A 21,888-nucleotide genomic window follows, 5' to 3' on the forward strand; every position below is an offset into this window, starting at 1 on the left:
TCGATGAGTTACATTAATTATAGCAGAAAACGAGAGATTTCAAGCAAAAATCTCTCGTAATTTCAGCAAAATTTAAAACATGATGGAATTTACTCTTGCACTGGAATTTACTTTTTCAAGTCAGCATATTTTTCTATACCTTACTATCTGTGTTACTGTTCACACGTTGTGTATGTAACACCTCTACACTTTCTGCAATCTCGCAAATGCAGCAAACATCTTCTTGGTTCCTGGTCCGTCAAAGTCTACCGTTACTTCATAATCTCTTCCGCCTTCTGTGATTGCAGTTACCGTTCCTTCGCCGAATTTGATATGTTTTACACGGTCTCCGACACCATACGGAAGACTGCCTCCCTTCGGTGTTCCAAACTGCTGTACCGGCTTTGCCGTGGCAAATGCTTTGGTTTTAAATGTCTCTTTTGCCTGCATAAAGGATGTCTTGACTCTTACCGGTTCTTCGCTTTCTTCTTTCTTTTCTTTCTTGGCAGGTCCTGTTGCCAGGAGCTCCATCGGGATCTCTTTTAAGAACCGGGACATCTTCTTATACTGTGTCTCTCCGTGTACCATACGTTTCCTTGCACAGGTCAGTGTCAGATCTTTTTCTGCTCTTGTAATACCTACATAGCAGAGTCTTCGTTCTTCTTCCAGATCTCCCGGATCTTCTGATGTGATCGTCATATAGCTTGGGAATAACCCATCTTCCATTCCTGCCAGATATACATGCGGGAATTCCAGACCTTTTGCACCATGTAATGTCATAAGGACTACATAATCCGTACTTTCATCCAGGCTGTCAATATCTGCAACAAGTGCCACATCTTCCAGGAACCCACTCAATGTCGGCTCGTCATTCTGTGAGGCACAGTTTTCTTCATAAGATGCAATCTTATTACGGAGCTCATCGATATTTTCAATACGGGAAGCTGCCTCTTCGCTTTCGCATTCGTGGATCAGTGCATCAATATATCCGGTCTCTTTTATGATCTCTTCCATCAGTTCAGAAACGCTCATATCCTGTGTATCATTTTTAAAATGTTCGATCATAGCTACAAAAGATTCCAGTTTTGCCTGTCCTCTTCCGATATTCGGGATCAGGTCAACTGCCCGGAGTCCATCATAAAAGCTGCACCCTTTTGATGCTGCATATTCCTGTACACGGTTGATGCTGGTAAGTCCGATTCCTCTTTTTGGCACATTAACGATTCGTCTGACTGCCAGGTCATCTCTTCCGTTATCTACCGTCTTCATATATGCAAGCAGATCTTTGATCTCACGTCTTGCATAGAAGTTTACACCACCGATTACTTTATATGGAATACTGTCTCTGATAAATCTTTCTTCGAACATACGGGACTGTGCATTCGTACGGTAAAGTACTGCGTTGTCTTTATATTCGCATTCTTCCTTATTCACATGGCGTCTGATATCACCGACTACATATTCTGCTTCTTCATATGCCGAATCAAACTGACGGAACTGGATCTGATTTCCTTCTTCATTCTCCGTCCAGAGCGTCTTTTCTTTTCTTCCCTGATTATTCTGGATCACTGCATTTGCCGCATTCAGGATATTTCCGGTAGAACGGTAATTCTGCTCAAGTTTGATTACTTTGGTGTCTTCAAAGACATTTTCAAAATCCAAAATATTCTTAATATTGGCACCGCGGAACTTATAGATCGACTGATCATCGTCACCAACTACGCACAGGTTGCGGTATTTTGATGCCAAAAGTTCAATCAGCTTAAACTGTACCGTATTTGTATCCTGATACTCGTCTACCATGATATAGCGGAACCGTTCCTGATAGTACTCCAGTACATCCTTCTGTGTCTGGAATAACTGTACGGTTTTAAATAACAGATCATCAAAATCCAGTGCATTATTCGATCTTAACTGTTTTTCATACTCTTCATAGACATCTGCAATCTTCTTACGGCCAAAATCTCCTTCTGCGCGCAGTCTGAATTCCTGCGGCGTAACCAGCTCATCTTTTGCACGGGAAATCTCTGAAAGCAATGCTCTTTCCCTGTAGGTCTTCGTATCTATCTGTAACAGCTTACAGACCTCTCTCATCAGGGTCTTCTGATCATCGCTGTCATAGATTGTAAAGTTGGTATCGTATCCAAGCAGATCTATGTGTCTTCTTAAGATACGTACACACATAGAGTGGAATGTGCTTACCCAGATACTCTCTGATCCATATCCGACCAGCTTATCCACACGTTCTCTCATCTCTCCGGCTGCTTTGTTCGTAAATGTGATTGCCAGAATATTCCATGGATTAATCTGTTTTTCTTCTATTAAATATGCGATTCTGTGTGTTAACACTCTTGTCTTTCCAGAGCCTGCACCCGCCAGGATCAAAAGCGGTCCTTCGGTATGGAATACGGCTTCTTTTTGCTGTTCATTTAGTGTATCGTATATACTCAATCTTTTTTGTTTCCTTTCTTATCTTGTAATTTCTGTCTTTATAATACCTGTTCTGTATTTTATCCCTGACTGCCTGCTTCCTGTTTTTCTTTTTCAAGCTTCATCATGGTTTCATGTTCTTTTTTGATTTCTTTATAGAGAGCTTCTGATGTCCAGTTCTGATTCTGTGCGGTTACAACCGCTTTTAATGGAATCTGGACCTTTTCTTTCCGCATCTGGAACAACAGTTTATCCAGCATCCGGTGATCTTCCATCTGGATCACGATCATCTCTTCTTCAAACGCTTCTGTATCCTGCTGTTCTGATATCTGACTGTCCATAGTTTCCTTTTCATTTATCAGACCTGTCAGTTCCCCGATACTTTTCAAATATTCTTCTTTTTCTACATATTTTATCCGAAAGCCCAGAAAACTTCCGAGCATTCCCAGTTTTCTGCCCTTCTTCGTGCCTTTCAGATTATAGCATAAAATCATTGATCGCATATGCATTCTTCCCCTTTTCGAATGTCTGTTTCCATTATAGTTGCTTTGCCCTTGTTCTGCAAGAAGCATTTTCATCTGCAAAAAGGGACAGGGCATTTTAAAAAGGGGACGGGGTATTTTAAAAAAAACCCCGTCCCCTTTTTATCTTTACGCGCTAATTGCATTTCCAGTATACAATTGATAATATCTTCCCTGTTCTTCGATCAGTTCATCGTGTGTTCCACGCTCAATGATCCGTCCCTGTTCCAGTACCATGATACAGTCGGAATTACGTACCGTAGACAGTCTGTGGGCAATGACAAAAGTGGTTCTTCCATGCATCAGCTTATCCATGCCATCCTGTACAATACGCTCTGTTCTCGTATCAATCGAGCTGGTCGCCTCATCCAGGATCAATACCGGCGGATCAGCAATTGCTGCTCTTGCTATCGCAAGAAGCTGTCTCTGTCCCTGACTTAGGTTCGCTCCATCTCCCGTCAGCATCGTATCATAACCATTCGGAAGTCTGCGGATAAAGCTGTCGGCATTAGCAAGCTTTGCAGCTGCCACAATCTCTTCATCGGTCGCATCCAGTTTCCCGAATCTGATATTGTCACGCACCGTTCCGGTGAACAGATGTGTATCCTGCAGTACAATACCAAGCGAACGTCTGAGATCAGCCTTTTTGATCTTATTGATGTTGATTCCGTCATAACGGATTTTTCCATCCTGGATATCATAAAAGCGGTTGATCAGATTCGTAATCGTCGTCTTACCTGCTCCGGTTGAACCTACAAATGCAATCTTCTGTCCCGGTTTTGCGTACAATTTGATATCGTGAAGCACGATCTTTTCATCATTGTAACCAAAATCCACTCCGTTGAATACAACTTCACCTTTTACTTCCACGTAATCTACGCTTCCGTCATTTTGATGTACATGTTTCCATGCCCAGCGGTCGGTTCGTTCCTCGCACTCGGTCAGTTCGCCGTCCTTTTCCTTTGCATTGACCAGTGTCACATATCCTTCATCCAATTCTTCTTTTTCATCCATCAGACGGAAGATTCTGTCAGCACCTGCCATCGCCATAACGATTGCATTCATCTGCATACTGATCTGGTTGATCGGCATACTGAAACTTTTGTTAAATGTCAGGAAACTTGCCAGTCCTCCAAGTGTGAATCCCCCCACTTTGCCAAGCGCAAGCACACCTCCGACAATCGCACAGATTACATAACTGATATTTCCAATCTGCGCATTGATCGGTCCTAAAAAGTTGGCAAATGTATTGGCTCTGTCTGCACTTACATATAATTCATCGTTTAATTTCTTAAAATCCTGTATATTTTCTTCTTCATGGCAGAAGACTTTTACGACTTTCTGGCCATTCATCATTTCCTCAATATATCCATTGACCGTTCCGAGATCTTTCTGCTGCTTTGCAAAGTATGCACCACTCTGGCCTGCTGATTTTTTTGAACAGAATACCATGATTCCAACCATGATCATCGTCACAACCGTAAGCGGGATACTTAAGATCAGCATGCTGATAAATACACTGATGATCGTAATCCCACTGTTTAAAAGCTGCGGCATGCTCTGGCTGATCATCTGTCTCAATGTATCGATATCATTGGTGTATACCGACATGATATCCCCATGTGCATGTGTATCAAAATATTTAACAGGAAGCTTTTCCATATGTGAGAACAAATCATTTCTCAAGTTACGAAGTGTACCCTGTGTTACATTTACCATCAGACGGTTATATCCAAACGTTGCTGCAACACCAATTGCATAGAACGCAGCCACTTTGCCGATTGCATGTGCAAGCGGCGTAAAATTCGGATTATCTGATAACAGAAATGGCGTGATATATTCATCGATCAGGTTCTTCATGAACATCGTTCCCTGTACGTTACAAAGTACACTGATGACGATCAGTATCACAACACTGATGCAATGGAACTTATAGTCCTTTAATACATATTTCATAAGGCGGAGGAATAATTCACCCGGATTTTTTACCTGTGGTTTCATTCCCCGCGGCGCTCTATTCGGTCCCGGCATCTTATTCACCCTCCTTTTCATCAAAATCTCCACCACCGCTCGTCTGTGATTCATAGACTTCACGGTATATGTCGTTATGCTTCAATAATTCTTCATGTGTACCGAATCCATTGACCTTACCATCTTCCATAACAATGATGCGGTCTGCATCCTGTACACTGGAAATTCTCTGTGCGATAATAAGCTTTGTCGTATCCGGTATCTCCTCACGGAATGCTCTCCGGATCTTCGCATCTGTCGCTGTATCTACGGCACTGGTACTGTCATCAAGGATCAATACCTTTGGCTTTTTAAGCAGCGCTCTTGCGATACAAAGTCTCTGCTTCTGACCGCCGGATACGTTGCTTCCGCCCTGTTCGATATACGTCTCATATTTTTTCGGGAAACGCTCGATGAATTCATCTGCACACGCAAGTTCACATGCATGTCTGCATTCTTCTTCTGTCGCATTCTTATCTCCCCAGCGCAGGTTATCTAATATCGTTCCTGAGAACAGTACATTATTCTGCAGTACCACCGATACCTGGTTACGGAGCATTTCCATATCGTAGTCTTTTACATTCTTTCCGCCTACCTGTACTTCACCTTTTGTCACATCATACAGACGGCTGATCAGGTTAACAAGACTCGTCTTAGCGCTTCCGGTTCCTCCGATGATTCCGATTGTCTCACCGGAATGGATCTGCAGATTAATATCTTCCAGCACTGGCTCTTCACTGTCTTTTTTATATGCAAAGTCTACGTGATGGAATTCAATACTTCCATCTTTTACTTCCATAACCGGCTGCTCTGGATTCTGAAGATCGCTGGTCTCATTTAACACTTCTGTTATACGTCTCGCACTTGCAATACTCATTGTGATCATTACAAATACCATCGACAGCATCATCAGACTCATCAGAATGTTCATACAATATGTAAGAAGACTCATCAGTTCACCGGTCGTCAGTGAATCACTGGCGATCATCTTCGCACCCAGCCAGCTGACCAACAGGATACAGGTATATACTGCTGTCTGCATAAGTGGTGCATTAAATACCAGATTATTTTCTGCTTTTACGAAAATGTTATAAATATTTTCACTAGCCTTCTTTAACTTAGAAGTCTCCTGCTCTTCTCTTACATATGCCTTTACCACACGGATTGCTGATACATTTTCCTGTACAGACTCATTCAGGTCATCATACTTTGGAAATGCCTGCTGGAAATACTTTGTCGCATGGCTCATGATCAGGAACAGTAAGAAGCCAAGAATGATAACTGCCGCCAGGTAAACACTCGCAAGTTTTGCATTGATCGTAAATGCCATAACCATGGCGCAGATCATGCTGGCAGGTGCTCTGGTAAACATACGCAGGATCATCTGGTATGCATTCTGTATATTGGTTACATCTGTGGTCATTCTTGTGACAAGTCCTGCAGTGCTGAACTTATCGATGTTCGAGAATGAAAATGTCTGGATATTATTGAACATGGCTTCTCGTAAGTTCCTTGCAAATCCTGCAGATGCTTTTGCTCCATATCTTCCGCCCATCATACCGGCAAATAACCCGATAGCCGCAGCTACGACCATGATTCCGCCGACTTTGTAAATGTGATGGATATCCCCTGCATTGACTCCTTCATCGATGATCGACGCCATCAGAAATGGAATGATCATCTCCATCAATACCTCAAGGATCATAAAAAGCGGGGTTGCAATGGATGCTGCTTTGAATTCTTTGATCTGTTTTGCTAATGTCTTGATCATTGCATTTTTCCCTTCCTTGTTTGTTATTTTTCCGCTTATTATATTATCTTCATTATTTTATTTCATACTTCTTTGCATTTGCCCTGATCTGGTCCAGCACTTTATAAAATGTATGAAGATCTTCTTTTTCTATATTTTCTGACAATTCCGCTTCGATGTGCTCTACGACATCTTCAAAGGCCTCCTGGCTTTCAATTCCTTTTTCTGTCAGGAGCACCTTTTTCAACCTGGCATCCTGTTTTACCGACTCACGTCTTACAAATCCTTTCTTTTCCATTAACTGGATCAGATTCGTAACGGTTGATCTGCCCACGGAAAATTGCTGCTCGATGTCTTTTTGAAAAATGTCCCGGTCCTGGTTCTCATAAAGATACCGGATGATCCAGCCATGCATCATCGTCACTTCATCAATCCCGGATTTTCTTACATGCGCAGACAGATTTCTTGAAAGCTTCAGGTCTGTACAATGTATCTCCGGCCCGATCTTTCTTCCCTTTTCTTCCACACTACCATCCTTTCTCTTTTCAAATATATGCCGACTCAGATTGTTCAGCACCGAATTGTTCATATATGAATTGTTTGCTATCGAACATATTTTAACATTTCTTTTTTTATTGTCAATACCTTTTTTATTTATGCTTACAATTCCTGGTTACGAATTCCAAATTGGCGCAATCCATACCCACTACTGTATCGTACGGGATTTTCAATAAAAAATACCTGCATCTTTTCCGACATTTTTTCTTTTATGTCGTCAAAAAACGCTTGCTACCTAGTTTTTAAAACTATATAATAATTACATTGAGGTGATAAAAAATGACAATTGATACAAAAGATATGCTGAACAGCATTTTATCAAGCATCTCACGAATTGATTACGTGAGACCGGATGATATTCCGAATATAGATTTATACATGGATCAGGTCACAACCTTTATGGAAAAAGAACTGGCTTCCAGCAAACGTCATGCAGATGATAAGATTCTCACCAAGACCATGATCAATAACTATGCCAAGAATAACCTGCTTCCACCGCCGGTGAAAAAGAAGTATTCAAAAGAACATTTATTAGTGATGATTTTCATCTACTATTTTAAAAACTTCCTTTCCATTAAGGATATCGAAACATTGCTTAAACCACTTACGGAAAAATTTTTCTCTTCAGACCAGGATTTTGACATTACTGCTATCTATAAGGAAGTATGTGAACTTGAAAAGTCCCGGATTCCTGAATTTTCAAAAGAAATTATCCGTTCTTATAATGCTTCCAAAAAAAGCTTTGAAGATGTTCCTGAAGAGGATCGTGATTCACTCCAGTTATTTGCATTTATCTGTAATCTGAGTTTTGATATCTATGTTAAGAAACAGATTGTCGAAAAGCTTCTGGATAATTTTCCGGATCTATTGCATCCGGAACTGGCTGATAAAAAATAATACGGCGAAAGTTCTTTACGAACAGCTATAGAGAAGCTGCCATCTGCATGATCAGAAACCGGCAGCTTCTCTTTCATACTTTGGTATACAGAGAACTTGCCACTGGCAACTTCTCTTGCATGCTTTGGCATGATAAAAAATGCCAGAACTATTTATAAAAGTAGTTCTGGCATTTTCATTACCATACATCTTAAAATGTAGTTATCATTTTATTATAATAACCCTTTACAATTATGGTATTCTTCCACATCTTATTCTGCTTATTCGTCTTTGGCTTCCCCAAGTCCAATTCTTTCAAAGACCATATCATATCCATCATTTCCATAGTTCAGGGAACGGTTTACCCTGCTGATCGTTGCTGTCGAAGCTCCTGTCTTCTCTGCAATCTCAAGATATGTCTTATGTTCTCTTAACATCTTTGCAACCTCAAAGCGCTGTGATAAGGAAAGTAATTCATTGATTGTACAGATGTCTTCAAAAAATGTATAACACTCTTCTTTATTCTCCAGGCTTAAAATGGCTTGAAAAAGATAGTCAACCGCTTCTGTCCTGATTTTCTTACTCATATTAATATCTCCTTTGTAGCAGATTCATTACCGTTACATTTTAACACACTAAATTCATAAAGTCTATAGTTTTTTATTGTGTTTTAAAGAAGCTTTCAATTTTTCCAGTGAAAGATTGGCAATCAGCTCTTCTGGAAAATCTGCTTTCTTCAAAACTTCTTCTGCATATGGATATTCTGCAATATCCACATCTACATGTGAATCACTGCCAAGAACAATCATTGCTCCCTGTTTTTTGCATTCTTTTAGCATTCTCAGACAGTTCTCCCTTGTGTTCTCACGGAATCCGTCCGGACGCAGGGAGGAATTGTTCACCTCTAATAAAGTTCCCGTCTTTTTTGCCTGGCTCACCAGACGTTCCATATCAACCGGAAATCTTCCATCATCCGGATGACCGATGATATCCACATATCGATGTTCCATTACTTTTTCATATGCTGCAGTGACCTTTTCCACGGTTCTTTCCCCTTTGAAACATGGTGTGTGCATACTCGCAATCGCTATATCCAGCGTCTTAAGTGTCTCTTCCGGAAGATCCACCTCTCCATCTTCATTCATAATATTTAATTCTGTTCCCAGTAAAAGTTCGATTCCGTATCTTTTTCTTGGAACAACTCTCAGATTCTGAAAATAAAATAAATGACAGGTTCCAGGCATCTGTGGCGCATGTTCTGTAATTGCCAGCCCTTTCAAGCCTTTATCTGCTGCTGTCTTCGCCATCTCATTGATGGTATTGTAAGCATGTCCACTTGCCAGGGTATGTGTATGAGTATCTATTTCTACTCTCATATGGTATTCTCCTTCTTATATTTTTTATATTTCATTTTTCTTTTGTTTTTATTTCGGGCGTTGCTTTTTCTATATTCTTTTTAGCTTTAACGCTCTAATATTTCGCAACAGGAAATATTATACAGTATATTTTCTAATTTTTCCACCAATTCTATTCTGGAAAGTATGTTTTTATTATTCTTTTTCCAAAGAAACATGCCTTAATTTTTTTGGATGTCATACTATAACAAATGTAGCTGCTAGTTCATGTTTTAACAATCAGAAGGAGATTTATTTATGAACAGAAAACACGATCAAAAACACATTTCAACAAAACAACTGCCTGTGAATCACTCTGCCAATATTTATAGGGAAAACACAGAATCTCTGACCAATCAGGAAATCATTGATTCTTATGATTACCTTGCAGGTGCCGCGTCTTCGCAGGATTGCACCGGTTTAATCCCATCTGCACCTCTTAATGATGCTGAACTGGATTCTTATGAAGAACTTTATCCTTTTCTTCCTCTGGTTCCACCTCCAGAGAATTCTGATTCTGGTTCCAGTGAGCATAATCCAGATTCTGCAAAACATTACTATCATCCCGACTCTGTCCGTTAACAGATTCTGCATGGAAAATATATTTGAAAATATTTAAAAATCCTGTTTTTTTCTTGACATGCCTCCGAATCACAGCTAATCTTATAAAAGGATTTTATTTTATAATTTTTATAATATTGAGAGGTATCTGATCATGAAAAACATACTAATGATAGCAACTGGTGGTACCATTGCGTCCAAAGAAGGGGATCTTGGACTGACACCAGCTGTAACAGGTGAGGAACTGGCAGCCAGTGTGCCTGGCATCAGGGAAATCTGCCATCTGGAGGTTCTCCAGCTCATGAACATCGACAGTACAAATATGCGTCCCCGTCAGTGGCTGATGATCCGAGATGCGATTATGGAAAACTATAACAATTACGATGGATTTGTTATCCTTCACGGAACAGATACGATGGCATACACAGCTGCTGCGCTTTCCTATCTGATCCAGGATAGCAGGAAGCCAATTGTTCTGACCGGCTCCCAGAAGCCAATGGCCAATCCTTATACTGATGCGAAAATTAATCTGTTCCAAAGCATTCTGTATGCAGCCGATGATCTTTCCTGCAATGTCTGCATCGTCTTCAATGGCAAGGTTGTTGCCGGAACCCGCGGCCGCAAACAGCGCACCAGAAGTTTTGATGCCTTTGACAGCATGAACTTCCCGGAACTTGCAATTATCCGTGACAGCCGTATCATCCGTTACTACACGGAATCACGCCCGGCACCAGAAGACTTAAAAAGTTACGACAGTCTCAATGACCGTGTCTTCGTTCTGAAGCTGACACCGGAAGTAAAAGCTGAGATTTTCGATCTTTTAAGCGGTCACTATGATGCGATTATCCTGGAAACATTTGGAATCGGTGGAATCCCGGAATACGATGATTCCTTTGAACAGGCAATTTTTTCATGGGTTGATTCCGGTAAGACGATTGCAGTAACCACACAGGTCCCGGAAGAGGGATGTGATCTTGGTGTGTACCAGGTTGGCAAGAAGTTCAGTAATCATAAGGGTATTCTGCAATCTGATGATATGACTACAGAATCTATCGTTGCGAAACTCATGTGGATTCTGGGACAGACTGATGATCAGAATGAAATTGCACGGTTATTTTACCGGGAAATTAATCACGATCGGGTGTAATATTGTTGTTTAATACATTAAAATAGGACTGCACTTTTGGGAAGATTGCAGTCCTGAGGAAAAAGTTATGAAAAAGATTTAAAGTGTTGTTCTTTCGAACAATTCATAGTATACGGGTTAATTGTGATGAAACCATGATAAAATCACAAACAAATTGTTAATAAAATCAAAAGAAATCTGAAAGACTTTTCAGACATCTTATTTTTTCTCTAATTTCCGCATATGCATCATATAAATCACGAACCGGATTCCTCCCGTAAATATCCATGATGCCACATATACATCCATTAGTGCTTCATATGTCGGTATAACCTTAAAGACGGTCATCAGCCAGATCACACACAGAATCTCTGTAAATCCGATTCCAAAGAGCATACACTCCCAGAATATTTTTTTACAACGTTTCAGATTACCCGCTCCATAATTCTGTCCGATAAAAGTCACTGCCGCCTGTGCAAATGCCACTGCAATATCATAAGAAAAATACTCAAAATTAAGAGCCAGCGATGATCCTGCAATCGCATTTTCTCCAAATGAATTAATTCCGCTCTGGATAAATACATTTGACACTGAGAAAATTGCGCCCTGGATTCCCGCCAGCGCCACACAGCTTCCAACCGTGGCCAGTGCTTTTGATCCGGCAAATCTGCCAACCACAGCTACATCCGCCGAGTTAAATAACTGTTGTAAAATACTACTGAATGCTAATGGTATTGCAAACTCTAATTCTCATTAATATTAGAAGAAACGCTTAAGTTCTTTTCTTCATCGTACTGTACCGTAACTACAGTATCATCCGACATCCATCCATTAAAGGTATTTGTAAATGTTGTCCCTTCGCTGGTGGTTCCACTAATCTTTAACATGGTTGCATGTTTTACTTTTTCCGGTATCTGTACAGTTACCTCTGAATACGGTTTTATACTTTCTGTTCCGACAGTTTCCGTAAGGCCGAAATCAGAATCCACATTTTCTAATTCGAATGGTGTATTATTACGGATGGTAACAGATACCTCTGTATAATTCTCTCCACCTTCTGCCTTTACGATGCTTGCTCCATTATATGCTGCAATCCCAGAGATTCCACAAGCCAATGCTGCTGATAACATGATTGTACAAATTGCTTTTTTCATTAAGAAACGCTCCTCTTTTTCACTTCATTTTCGTAATTAATAACTGAGGTATCCTGCGTTCATTGCCATGCAAATTCCGCAATCCTCAAACAACATTTTAATGATAGCATTACAGGCATAAATTTCCTATGAATAATTTGAACAAACTTCCCGTCTTTCTTTTCTGATTTTTATACGATTTTATTTCTGACAGCAGCTTTTTCTTTTTTCTTCACATTATTCCTTGTCAAAATCTACTTCAAATGTTCCTTCCGGTGTCTTCATGGTCAGAATTCCCAGGTTAAAATCCTCATCCTGGATGGTAATATGGTATTCAAATACCACATCTTCTTCAAATTTGGATAATAACAGATAGGTTCCATTTTCTTTTCCATCAATCTGATCACAGATATCATCATATACATCCGCTCCGGAAATTTCTCTTGGGTATCCGGATGCCTTTATTTTCTTTTCGATAATTTCATATAATTCGTTCATAGTTTTTCTCGCTTTCTTAATATATTTGTCATGTGTTTTTCAGCTTATACTTCTTTTATGGTCATATTTTGGGGATTGTGCTTTTTGCTTTCCATAATGTGAATGATCTCTTTATCGGTCTGCGTCATGCCCTGATTGCCGATATGCGCCATATTCCGGATACATTCTTCCGGGGTCTCTGCACAGATTCCGTCACTGACACGAAGTGCTGCGCCGTGAACGGCTGTAATCGCAGACATGACTGCTGCTGCGGAGCCACTTGCTACTTTCATCGCACATCCGACTTTTCCACCGTCACAGATCATACCGGTTACGGTTCCCGACATATTCCTTACTGCATATCCGAGTTGTTCGTTGTCTGCACCCATCAGATATGCAATCCCAACCGATGCCGCAGTTGAAGAGGCCATGACACACGAGCACATCGGTGATAATTTTCCGATATAGGCATTGATGTAACGGTTAACCAGATGGGCAATTGCAATCGCACGCACTTTCTTTTCTTCTGAAACCTCTAATACATCTGCCGCTTCACTCACCGGAAGGATGACTACCAGTCCCTTTGTACCTGCCCCAGAGCTGCTCATCGTTGGAAGCGGACATCCATCCAGCCTGCTTTCTGCTGCTGAACTTACCTTTAATATAATTCTGGTCATCAGGTCATCTTTTAATAATCCTGATGCTTTTTCACTTCGGATCGCATCTGCAATTCCAACTCCGGTCTTTGTCTCTTCGGAATACGCAGCCAGTGTTTCATTCATCTTTACTCCATCCAACAGGAAATGTAGTTCCTCTTCTGATGCGGTATCTACCACTTCCCGGATCCCGGCAATTGTCATCTGCTTTAGTTCCTCGATAAGGCTGTCATCCGACACCTGTCCTTTTTCCATCTCTTTTTCGAATACAATTTCGTCATTCCGTTTCAGGCATACGACATTCGTGTGGCTGCCACGGATGATACATTCCGTTTTTTCCGTTTCAGTCTGTATGATGCATTTTACATAGAGTCCGAATTCCTTAGGATTAATTACAACCGAAACAGCCTGCTGCTCCTGTAACTCTTTCATTTTTTCCAGGATCTCCGGTGTGATATCTTCCAGAAGTTCCAGTCCTTTTTCAGGATTTTTTAAATATACTCCAAGTGCTGCTGCATATGGCAGTCCGACATAAGTACAGCCCGGAATTCCGGCTGACATTCCATTCTTATAGATTCCAGCATTGACTTCTACCTCTACCGACGTTACCTTTTTTTCATTTTCTACAATTAATTTTCCTGCATTTGCTGCACATAATGCAACACATACCGGCTCTGTACACCCAAGTGCCGGAACTACGTCTTTCTTTAAAAGTGTGATGATATTTTCTTTATTTAACATGTTTCTTCCCCAACTCTTTTATTTTGACCAGACCAGTTCTTCCTTCCCGGTATAGTTAAATTTCCCGTCATTCTTTTCTTCAAGTGCTTTTATGATATGATAAGTGTACTCGTTATACGGTGTCGGGATGCCCAGCTCTTTTCCCATCCGCATCAGTGCACCAGAGAACATATCAATCTCCGTATGCCGTCCGGCATCCAGATCCTGAAGTGTTGAATATCTTGCTTTCGGCGGCACCGCACTTCCTCTGCCTGATACATCCGAAGCCTTATTCAGATCAATTCCTTTTGCCTTAGCAATCGCTTCCAGTTCCCGCTTCAGTCCATTCTGTATCGCTTTCATGTGTTCGCTGTCGCCATAGCATCCAACACCTGCCCCTACGATTGCCTGTGGAAGATTGTTACAGACATTTAAACGGAATTTACTCCACACTTCTTCCATTGCATACTCTGTTGCACGGTAATGAATTCCTGTATTTTCAAATAATTCTTCGATTGCTCTTACTCTTTCACTGTCATAAGGTGCTTCATATTCTCCAAAGATAATCCCAATTGTTGTCTCCGGATTGAAGTGATATCCGTCGTCTTCTCTGTGTGAAGCTACTTTTATAACTGCCGGCAGGATATGTGATCTGTCAATGGCCTGCGAAATGATATCTTCACTGTCCACACCGTTCATAAGGCTCATGACGATGGTATTTTTTCCTACTGCCTTTTTGATGCTATCCAGTGCTCCCGGTAATGCACCATATTTTAACGATACGACCAGAAAATCCACTCCATTTACTTCTTCCGGTGTCCACACTTCCGGATAATATGTATTTCCGTTGATCGCACAGCCCTTTTCTTTTAATCTGTGGTAGCGTTCTCCCTCTGCGATAATGCCAAGCTTTATATCTTCGCGTCCTGAAAGTCCCCATATCACATAAGAACCGACTGCTCCTGCGCCTAATACTGCAACTGATTTTATACTCATCTTCTGGTCCTCCTCATCTCGTTCATTTGCTATATGTATAATGCAAGCTTATCATTCAAAGCCTGTTTCATACTCTGATATCTACAGAACCTGCCAGTGGCAGCTTATCTTATATAGTTTGGTATGCAGAAAAAAATGATTGCAATCATTTTTCTGACTGCAACCATTTTATCACATCGGTGTTCTTTTTGTCTTTGATTTATTTCAGTTTTCCATATTCTTCATCAGATACTGCTTCACACCATTCATTTGAAGTCTCTTCTCCCGGAACTTCTACTGCAAGATGTGAGAACCAGCTGTCTGGTGCTGCCCCGTGCCAGTGCTTTACTTCTGCAGGAATATTGATGCAATCACCCGGTTTCATTTCGATTGCTTCTTTTCCTTCTTCCTGATAATATCCACGTCCTGCAACACAGATGATGATCTGTCCGCCGCCATTCTTTGCATGGTGGATGTGCCAGTTATTACGGCATTAAACTGGACTACACCCTCGCAATCCCCCGGATTTACTGGCTTGAACACAATACAAAACTGTGTTTTCTGTATCCTTTTCGATGAAGTTCTGCTACTTTCTATTTTTCTTTTTCTTCAACATCCCATACTTCTTTTGCCAGATTAAATACAGCCCATCCATTTGGCCAACCTGCATAAAATGCTACATGAGTAATAATCGCAGCAATCTCTTTCTGTGTTACTCCATGATCTTTTGCATTCTGAAGATGGAACTTTAAAGAAGAATCTGTAATTCCTTGTGCCATTAATGCTACAACTGTAATAATACTTCTTGTCTTAAGATCAATATCTTCATTATTCCAATTTTCTCCAAAAAGAACATCATCATTAAAATGCGCGAACTCAGGAGCGAATTCTCCAAGAGCATTTCTTCCTGCTGTCTGAACAATTTTTGCCATTATTTTCATCCTCTACTTTCTTCAATTAATAAATTCTTTTATTTTAATTTGTTATACTCTTCTTCCGGTAAGAACTCAAACCACTCATTTGAAGCACCCTCTGCCGGAACTTCAACAGCAATATGCTGGAACCAACTATCCTTTGCCGCACCATGCCAATGTTTTACTTCTGGTGGAATATTCACAACATCTCCTGCTTTTAACTCGCGAGCTGGCTTCCCTTCTTCCTGATACCATCCTCTTCCACCTGTAACTAACAGAATCTGTCCACCCTTATGATGTACATGGAATGCATTTATAGTCTTTGGTGCAAATGTTACTAATCCTACCGGAACTCTCTCAGTAGTAAGCATATTCAGATAACATTCACCTGTAAAATATTTTGCAAATGCAACATTTTCTTCTCCAAGTTCAAATACTGCTCCACCGCCAAAATCTTTTTTCATTTTTTCCATATCCATAAGATTTACCTCCTTCATTTCACTATCTATATCCTACAACTTAAAGTAAACTCCAGGTCAATAGTTTTTTCCTATTCACTCTGAATACTGTAGAATTTTTTAACTATATTTATCTTACCCCACATTTATCTTTTATGTCCAATACCTATCTTTTATATTTTATTATGCCTTTCAAGCATAATTCAATAATATCTTAAAATTATCATAGCCTATATCACAAGCCAAAACAGGTCTACTTCTTTGCAGACCTGCTTTGGCTTATAGTATAGACTTTAAAGCTGTTTTATAAGATTCAATTCTTTTCTTGCTAATGCCTTTTTCAATTTTTCATTCTCTTTTTTCAAATTTTCATTCTCATATTTCAGTTTTCGAACCTGTTGATGCAGTAGTTCCATCTCTCTTTCCATTGCCTGATCAATAATCGTCCTCCTTGGATCTATCATTCCTGCCTGTTGTTCTAATGCACGATCAATTTCACTTCTGACAATCGGATTTTTATAAAAGAATCCTCTGGACAACCCGGTTTTTTTCATCAGTTTTGGAATCGAAACCTTTTCTTTTTCTACTACCATCTCTCTTATGGTATTTACCGCACTTGTTACTTTTTCTTCGCTTTTCTTTTTATTTAATTCTAGCATTTTGTCGTATTTGTTCATATTCCTCTCCCCATCCGTCTAAATTTGCTAAAATAACATTTGACATATAATTTCGTGCTTCTCTTGTTTCATCCGCCATACTTTGATTACTCATCTTACGGTAATACTTGACACTTTTTACATTTTTATGCCCGATAAGCTTTGAAATCGTCCAGTCATCAACATGTAATTCTGTTAATTTCACCCCGTAAGTATGTCGGAATAAATGTGATCCAAATCCAAATAATTCTCCCTGATCATCTCGCAAATCATTTTCGTAAATCATACGGATGACCTTTTCCCGTAATGTCTGATAATTTAATGGTTTTTGTGGATTATCTTTATTTGCAAATATGTATATGCTTTCTTTATAATTCTGCTCTGCATAGACAATTGCTTTTTTTATTAACTGCGCAACTTCTGCACTGACAGGCTTCTCAAATCTTCTGCTTTTAGGCTGATAAATAATCACCATATCCTGATTATCCCTTTTATAAAGGCAGTCTTTCCTCATAGTTAATGTATCTGATATTCGGTTTCCTAATAATTGATGTATAATCAACGCTCTGGCTGTTTGTTCTTCCAGTTTTACAATATGTGCATTTAATCTTTTCAATTCACTATCAGAATAATATTTAAATTCACCCCGCCGTTCCGGTGGAAAATCTGATTTTATAAATAATCTTCCTAATTGCTCCCATCCATATATCTTTCCAACTGTCTCCAGCACATCCCTTAATTTGATTAAATCATCCCTTTTTCCGTTTCCGCTTTCCACTTCTATTTTCAAATAAATCAAAAATTTTTCTATGATATTTCTATCAATTTCTTCGCAGGAATCCACTTGAGGATATTTCTCTTTTAGATACTTTGAAAACTTATTCATTACTGATACTTCTCGCGTAACAGTCGCAATTGCTTCATATTGTAAATGATAGTAAATTGCCTTCTTCATTTCTTCCCGAATGTCTGGCTGTTCAATTTTTCTAAAATTGATTGTTTTATGATTTACAATCGGATTAGACCTGATTATAATCGGAAGCCTCTCCAAATACCAAATATCTTTTGTCAGTTCATTTGTTTCCGACAAATCAACTGTAAATTGTATAATATTTTCAAAATATCTTATTAAAGCTACTTTTTCCACAGATTCATTCTGATATACTCTTTTTTTCGCTTTGGTTAATGCTCTGCCTTTCTGTAACATCCATGCTTTTAACTGTTTAATCCAAACATTCTCGTCTCTTTCCATCAGGCTCTTTACCTGATTTGATGGCTTTTGCAGGAACTCGCATAAACTATTAAAATAATTTCGTTCTGTCTTAATTGTTAAAATAGATACTTTTGTTCCCCTATATCGGATGTAGTTTTCAAATTCTTTTCTCAATGTTTCCTCTGGAAGTTTTCCTAAATCAAAATATTGTTCTTGATTTAATTTTCTCTTCTGTTCATCTGTAGCACGCTTATAACAATCTAATTGTGAATATTCAACTCTTTCGTTCATCCTTCTCTCCTTTCTGCACATAGGACAGTAAGCTATTCTTCTCATCTGAAAAATATTCCTCATTCCTTCTTGCTATTTTTTTTGGCATATAATCAATATACTGCATTGTCATTTCTTCATAATTATGCCCCAGATAATCCCGGATTCCCTGTCGTGACACTCCATGATCATAAAGATTGGTCGCTACCGTATGTCGATAATCATGCGACTTAAACAGGTATTCACCATTTTGTATGTCGCACGCTGCACAATACTTTTTCATTTGTTCATTAAAGGTAGATTTTGAAAACGCTCCACCCTTTCGATTCTGGAAAATATAATCTTCTTTTGCGATTCTATTCTTATTAAGGTATACCTGCATAAGATCATATAACGCTTCCGGTATTGGAACTCTTTTATAATTCTTCATTTTGACCTGGTATATTTTCATCCAATAATCGCCTTTTTGACGATAGTATGCATCTCCTTTCAGCGTACACACTTCGCTGATTCTCAGACCAATACACCATAAATGTAAAAACATCATTCTCAGATGTTCTGGAAAATTAGATAATTTTTGGATAATCTCCATATATACATCTTCTTCTACGCATCTGTCATGATGTACCAGTATCTGTTTTTCCCAATAGTATTCTGCACGAAATGGTACTTTATCTACATATCCTCTTACCTCAAGAAATTTGAAAAAGTATTGTATACTCGTTACTTGAGTATTAAAAGTTTTCGCCTCATTAGCATCTTCCTGCCGCTTTTTTAAATATTGATCAATTCTTTCTGCGTCACAGGTAGTTACTTTCTGTTGCTCATCGCTTATCTCTTTTAAAAAATTACGAATGATCCGGAATTTCTCATAGACAGTACTTATTGCCATCTCTCCAATTCCTATTTCATACTTCATATATTCCTGAAGTAGTTTTCGATTTTCCGGATGTAGCACTTCTCTAAATGATATTCTTTCCACCGGATCACTCGGATTTAATCTTTCTTTCGGAATTTTAAACTTTTCCAAATACCATATCGTTGCATCCCAGCGAATTTCTTTTGTTTGTAAAAATGTGATCCTACAGGCAAGGCCAACAATACTCCGCAGCCTATTTCTTCTCTGTTCATTTTCAATTTTCCGTTCCAGAAATATCTGGAAATCCTCTTCCTGTACTTGTTCCAGACAGTTAATATCTTCTATTTTGCGAAGTCTGCAAAATTCATAAAATATATGTAATCCCGTCAGCTTTTGTTCTCTCGCTCTGGACGGTTCGTAATTTTCTAAAATAAATTCTAAAACATCAAAAATTTGACGTTTCATCTTTTCACTGGAATCTATCTGGAAATCCCATACCATATTACTGCGATTTTTGACCCGCTCCACTGACAGAACAATCTTTTGATCCGAATGATAAGGAATAAATAAAATAGTATTCTTATACGTCCACTGACATTCCAGCCTTCCCATCGGAGTTTCGATTCGTTTTCGAATATACTCTTGTTTGACTTTATCAAATATTCTTAGATATCTTGAAACACTTTTTTCTTTTATCAGTTCAGACATATAAACTTCATATCTTTTTCTCAAGATATAATCCATCTCAGAAATATGTTCAATTTCTTCATCTGCCAGAAATTCTACCAACATTCTATATGTGACATCCATAACATTAAGTTCCATTATTTCAGTCACTTCGTTCCGTAGCTGCTGTATTCGCCTGTTTCGTTCCTCTGATTTTTCTATCCATTGTTGTAGAACTGCAGGCATTCCAATCACCTCCTATAGTAGTTCGTCAATCCCGTACAATGCAGTGTTCTTCTTATAAAACTCCTGACTTGCTTCCAGTAATTCATCATCTACTATATCCAAATAGTTAATTGTTGTCTGAATATGACGATGTCCATAAGCAATCTGTATCAATTCCAGTGCCCATCCTGCTTTTCTTCTTTCGTTTCCAAAATAATGTCTCAGCATATGTGGTGTAATTTTAATCCCTGTTTTCTTTTCCATTCTCTTCAACATCGCATAGACGGCATCTACTGTTAATGGATTGCCGACAGTTCTTCCCGAAATATTTACAAAAAGATACGATTGATGTTGAAGTATTTTTCTATATTCTGCAATGTAACAATTTAAAAACTGAAATGTGTCTGCACTGATTTTCGCACTTCTGTATTCTGCATTTTTAGCTCTCGCACCATTTTCATTATCCTCTCGAAAATATACCCGAATCACTTGATTACTATAATCAATGTCATTCATATAGTTGATTCCAAGGATTTCTCCAATTCGATATCCTGTTTCTGCCAGTAAAAGGATTAGCAGTCTGTCTCTAATATTTGTACATGCTTTTAATATTTCTATAATCTCATCCTTTTTTGCTGTCCTCGCTTTGTGTTCTTCTTCTTTCAAATAGCCTTTAAAACTTCTTGAACGTATCGTTTTCTTTAGACCAACTGAATCTACTGCTGTAAACTGGCTATATGATAATACTTTTAATCCACCAAATTGGCTAAATTCCTCTTCTATAAAAACATAGAACCTGAACACATCTTTTAAATATGCGTTACAGGTTCCGTTATTCGGTAAGATATTCATTTTACCTGAAGTATGTTTCCCAGCTTTCAACCAATATAGAAACTCTACAAAATATTTTGTCTGTTCAGTAAAAGACATTTCATATACATCTGTAAGCTTCTTTTCTTTTTCCTCTATATATTCAAGATAATATAAAATGGAGCAACCGGATCTGCGTACCGTATTTGGTGAACACTTAGCTTTTGTCATATGCATCAGATATTTTGTTGGCAGTAGAACGATATCCCATGTTTCTGTATCCCTTATAAAGAAATAGGTTATAGATCCCTCTTTCTGTTTATTCATCTCATATCGTTTCATGCTGCTCACCGCCTTTCCTCTAACGCTATACACAGTATACCCACTTCATGCCGAAATAGCTATTCATCAATACCAACAATCTCACCGAAAACGCCCTTGAAATACCACAAAACTTTTCGTGCAAAATCTGCTTTTTCTGTAGCAGAACCACGAACGGTTACAGGTAGTATTCCACGCCTTTCCGGTTTCGGATAAAGTGCTGGACATCCTTGATATCTTTTGCCATCTTGCAGCTCGGAAGCGCACACATTACTTCCTCATGATACCTGCCACCTTCTCCTGCACGCTCGTCTAAAATGGACACGACAC

At 39.1% G+C, this 21,888-nt stretch carries 20 protein-coding genes and 3 pseudogenes; 3 read left to right on the forward strand and 20 right to left on the reverse strand.

Features of this window, described 5'->3' with window-relative positions; genetic code table 11:
* Positions 1-183: 183 nt before the first annotated feature.
* The 5 genes from pcrA to ACWJAF_RS12685 form a co-directional block, all read right to left on the reverse strand.
* A complete protein-coding gene (gene pcrA, locus ACWJAF_RS12665; RefSeq protein ID WP_448864391.1) occupies positions 184-2,430 on the reverse strand; it encodes a DNA helicase PcrA in 2,247 nt (748 codons plus the stop codon).
* A 59-nt stretch (positions 2,431-2,489) separates the two neighbouring features.
* Positions 2,490-2,912 carry a DUF3783 domain-containing protein gene (locus ACWJAF_RS12670; protein ID WP_448864393.1) on the reverse strand — a complete coding sequence of 141 codons (423 nt, stop codon included), beginning with the start codon at positions 2,910-2,912 and terminating at the stop codon, positions 2,490-2,492.
* 147 nt (positions 2,913-3,059) lie between these two features.
* Positions 3,060-4,961 (reverse strand): ABC transporter ATP-binding protein, encoded by a 1,902-nt coding sequence (locus ACWJAF_RS12675; RefSeq protein WP_448864395.1) that lies wholly within the window; start codon positions 4,959-4,961, stop codon positions 3,060-3,062.
* Position 4,962: 1 nt separating this feature from the next.
* Positions 4,963-6,711, reverse strand: coding sequence for an ABC transporter ATP-binding protein (locus ACWJAF_RS12680; protein WP_448864397.1), 1,749 nt, complete (start codon positions 6,709-6,711; stop codon positions 4,963-4,965).
* A 52-nt stretch (positions 6,712-6,763) separates the two neighbouring features.
* Complete coding sequence (locus ACWJAF_RS12685; protein ID WP_296029823.1) at positions 6,764-7,216, reverse strand: MarR family winged helix-turn-helix transcriptional regulator; 453 nt, start codon at positions 7,214-7,216, stop codon at positions 6,764-6,766.
* A gap of 311 nt (positions 7,217-7,527) precedes the next feature.
* Between ACWJAF_RS12685 and ACWJAF_RS12690 the strand changes: the two genes are divergently transcribed.
* Entirely contained in the window at positions 7,528-8,145 is a 618-nt protein-coding gene (locus tag ACWJAF_RS12690; RefSeq protein ID WP_448864399.1) for a DUF1836 domain-containing protein, read from the forward strand.
* A 260-nt stretch (positions 8,146-8,405) separates the two neighbouring features.
* Here ACWJAF_RS12690 and ACWJAF_RS12695 read toward each other — a convergent pair whose 3' ends face one another.
* Positions 8,406-8,711 carry a YerC/YecD family TrpR-related protein gene (locus ACWJAF_RS12695; RefSeq protein ID WP_296029813.1) on the reverse strand — a complete coding sequence of 102 codons (306 nt, stop codon included), beginning with the start codon at positions 8,709-8,711 and terminating at the stop codon, positions 8,406-8,408.
* 63 nt (positions 8,712-8,774) lie between these two features.
* Positions 8,775-9,500, reverse strand: coding sequence for a phosphatase (locus ACWJAF_RS12700; protein ID WP_448864401.1), 726 nt, complete (start codon positions 9,498-9,500; stop codon positions 8,775-8,777).
* 276 nt (positions 9,501-9,776) lie between these two features.
* On the opposite strand from ACWJAF_RS12700, the gene ACWJAF_RS12705 reads away from it, so the two are divergent.
* A complete protein-coding gene (locus ACWJAF_RS12705; protein ID WP_330645840.1) occupies positions 9,777-10,100 on the forward strand; it encodes a hypothetical protein in 324 nt (107 codons plus the stop codon).
* A 133-nt stretch (positions 10,101-10,233) separates the two neighbouring features.
* Positions 10,234-11,226, forward strand: coding sequence for an asparaginase (locus tag ACWJAF_RS12710; RefSeq protein WP_448864403.1), 993 nt, complete (start codon positions 10,234-10,236; stop codon positions 11,224-11,226).
* Positions 11,227-11,424: 198 nt separating this feature from the next.
* On the opposite strand, the gene ACWJAF_RS12715 is transcribed toward ACWJAF_RS12710, so the two are convergent.
* The 13 genes and pseudogenes from ACWJAF_RS12715 to ACWJAF_RS12775 all read right to left on the reverse strand — a co-directional run.
* The gene (locus tag ACWJAF_RS12715; protein ID WP_448864405.1) at positions 11,425-11,883 is read right to left on the reverse strand and encodes an MATE family efflux transporter; all 459 of its coding nucleotides are present in this window, start codon (positions 11,881-11,883) and stop codon (positions 11,425-11,427) included.
* 65 nt (positions 11,884-11,948) lie between these two features.
* A complete protein-coding gene (locus ACWJAF_RS12720; RefSeq protein WP_448864407.1) occupies positions 11,949-12,359 on the reverse strand; it encodes a hypothetical protein in 411 nt (136 codons plus the stop codon).
* Between the two features lie 216 nt (positions 12,360-12,575).
* Entirely contained in the window at positions 12,576-12,836 is a 261-nt protein-coding gene (locus tag ACWJAF_RS12725; RefSeq protein WP_296029801.1) for a hypothetical protein, read from the reverse strand.
* Between the two features lie 44 nt (positions 12,837-12,880).
* On the reverse strand, positions 12,881-14,212 hold the full coding sequence (locus ACWJAF_RS12730; protein WP_448864409.1) for an L-cysteine desulfidase family protein: 1,332 nt from the start codon (positions 14,210-14,212) through the stop codon (positions 12,881-12,883).
* An 18-nt stretch (positions 14,213-14,230) separates the two neighbouring features.
* Positions 14,231-15,187, reverse strand: a complete 957-nt coding sequence (locus ACWJAF_RS12735; protein WP_448864411.1) for a ketopantoate reductase family protein — start codon at positions 15,185-15,187, stop codon at positions 14,231-14,233.
* Positions 15,188-15,386: 199 nt separating this feature from the next.
* Positions 15,387-15,659 (reverse strand): annotated as a pseudogene (locus ACWJAF_RS12740) (cupin domain-containing protein); the annotation flags it as partial.
* Between the two features lie 112 nt (positions 15,660-15,771).
* Positions 15,772-16,098, reverse strand: a pseudogene (locus ACWJAF_RS12745) (carboxymuconolactone decarboxylase family protein); the annotation flags it as partial.
* A gap of 38 nt (positions 16,099-16,136) precedes the next feature.
* Entirely contained in the window at positions 16,137-16,559 is a 423-nt protein-coding gene (locus ACWJAF_RS12750) for a cupin domain-containing protein (RefSeq protein ID WP_448864413.1), read from the reverse strand.
* A gap of 272 nt (positions 16,560-16,831) precedes the next feature.
* Entirely contained in the window at positions 16,832-17,215 is a 384-nt protein-coding gene (locus ACWJAF_RS12755) for a DUF6262 family protein (RefSeq protein ID WP_448864414.1), read from the reverse strand.
* Entirely contained in the window at positions 17,181-18,698 is a 1,518-nt protein-coding gene (locus ACWJAF_RS12760) for a tyrosine-type recombinase/integrase (RefSeq protein WP_448864417.1), read from the reverse strand. The genes ACWJAF_RS12755 and ACWJAF_RS12760 overlap by 35 nt, the downstream gene beginning before the upstream one ends.
* Positions 18,682-20,361, reverse strand: a complete 1,680-nt coding sequence (locus ACWJAF_RS12765; RefSeq protein WP_448864419.1) for a tyrosine-type recombinase/integrase — start codon at positions 20,359-20,361, stop codon at positions 18,682-18,684. Before ACWJAF_RS12765 ends, ACWJAF_RS12760 begins: the two co-directional genes overlap by 17 nt.
* 99 nt (positions 20,362-20,460) lie before the next feature.
* Entirely contained in the window at positions 20,461-21,579 is a 1,119-nt protein-coding gene (locus tag ACWJAF_RS12770) for a tyrosine-type recombinase/integrase (protein ID WP_117658953.1), read from the reverse strand.
* Positions 21,580-21,736: 157 nt separating this feature from the next.
* Positions 21,737-21,888: pseudogene (locus ACWJAF_RS12775) on the reverse strand (helicase C-terminal domain-containing protein); the annotation flags it as partial.

The sequence above is a fragment of the Dorea sp. genome (genome assembly GCF_977044405.1).

Excerpts from the sequence above, each read along its gene's own strand:
- ACWJAF_RS12670 (WP_448864393.1), bottom strand. The coding sequence starts at position 2,912 with ATGCGATCAATGATTTTATGCTATAATCTGAAAGGCACGAAGAAGGGC.
- ACWJAF_RS12675 (WP_448864395.1), bottom strand. The coding sequence starts at position 4,961 with ATGCCGGGACCGAATAGAGCGCCGCGGGGAATGAAACCACAGGTAAAA.
- ACWJAF_RS12680 (WP_448864397.1), bottom strand. The coding sequence starts at position 6,711 with ATGATCAAGACATTAGCAAAACAGATCAAAGAATTCAAAGCAGCATCC.
- ACWJAF_RS12690 (WP_448864399.1), top strand. The coding sequence starts at position 7,528 with ATGACAATTGATACAAAAGATATGCTGAACAGCATTTTATCAAGCATC.
- ACWJAF_RS12695 (WP_296029813.1), bottom strand. The coding sequence starts at position 8,711 with ATGAGTAAGAAAATCAGGACAGAAGCGGTTGACTATCTTTTTCAAGCC.
- ACWJAF_RS12700 (WP_448864401.1), bottom strand. The coding sequence starts at position 9,500 with ATGAGAGTAGAAATAGATACTCATACACATACCCTGGCAAGTGGACAT.
- ACWJAF_RS12705 (WP_330645840.1), top strand. The coding sequence starts at position 9,777 with ATGAACAGAAAACACGATCAAAAACACATTTCAACAAAACAACTGCCT.
- ACWJAF_RS12710 (WP_448864403.1), top strand. The coding sequence starts at position 10,234 with ATGAAAAACATACTAATGATAGCAACTGGTGGTACCATTGCGTCCAAA.
- ACWJAF_RS12720 (WP_448864407.1), bottom strand. The coding sequence starts at position 12,359 with ATGAAAAAAGCAATTTGTACAATCATGTTATCAGCAGCATTGGCTTGT.
- ACWJAF_RS12725 (WP_296029801.1), bottom strand. The coding sequence starts at position 12,836 with ATGAACGAATTATATGAAATTATCGAAAAGAAAATAAAGGCATCCGGA.
- ACWJAF_RS12730 (WP_448864409.1), bottom strand. The coding sequence starts at position 14,212 with ATGTTAAATAAAGAAAATATCATCACACTTTTAAAGAAAGACGTAGTT.
- ACWJAF_RS12735 (WP_448864411.1), bottom strand. The coding sequence starts at position 15,187 with ATGAGTATAAAATCAGTTGCAGTATTAGGCGCAGGAGCAGTCGGTTCT.
- ACWJAF_RS12750 (WP_448864413.1), bottom strand. The coding sequence starts at position 16,559 with ATGGATATGGAAAAAATGAAAAAAGATTTTGGCGGTGGAGCAGTATTT.
- ACWJAF_RS12755 (WP_448864414.1), bottom strand. The coding sequence starts at position 17,215 with ATGAACAAATACGACAAAATGCTAGAATTAAATAAAAAGAAAAGCGAA.
- ACWJAF_RS12760 (WP_448864417.1), bottom strand. The coding sequence starts at position 18,698 with ATGAACGAAAGAGTTGAATATTCACAATTAGATTGTTATAAGCGTGCT.
- ACWJAF_RS12765 (WP_448864419.1), bottom strand. The coding sequence starts at position 20,361 with ATGGAACTTAATGTTATGGATGTCACATATAGAATGTTGGTAGAATTT.
- ACWJAF_RS12770 (WP_117658953.1), bottom strand. The coding sequence starts at position 21,579 with ATGAAACGATATGAGATGAATAAACAGAAAGAGGGATCTATAACCTAT.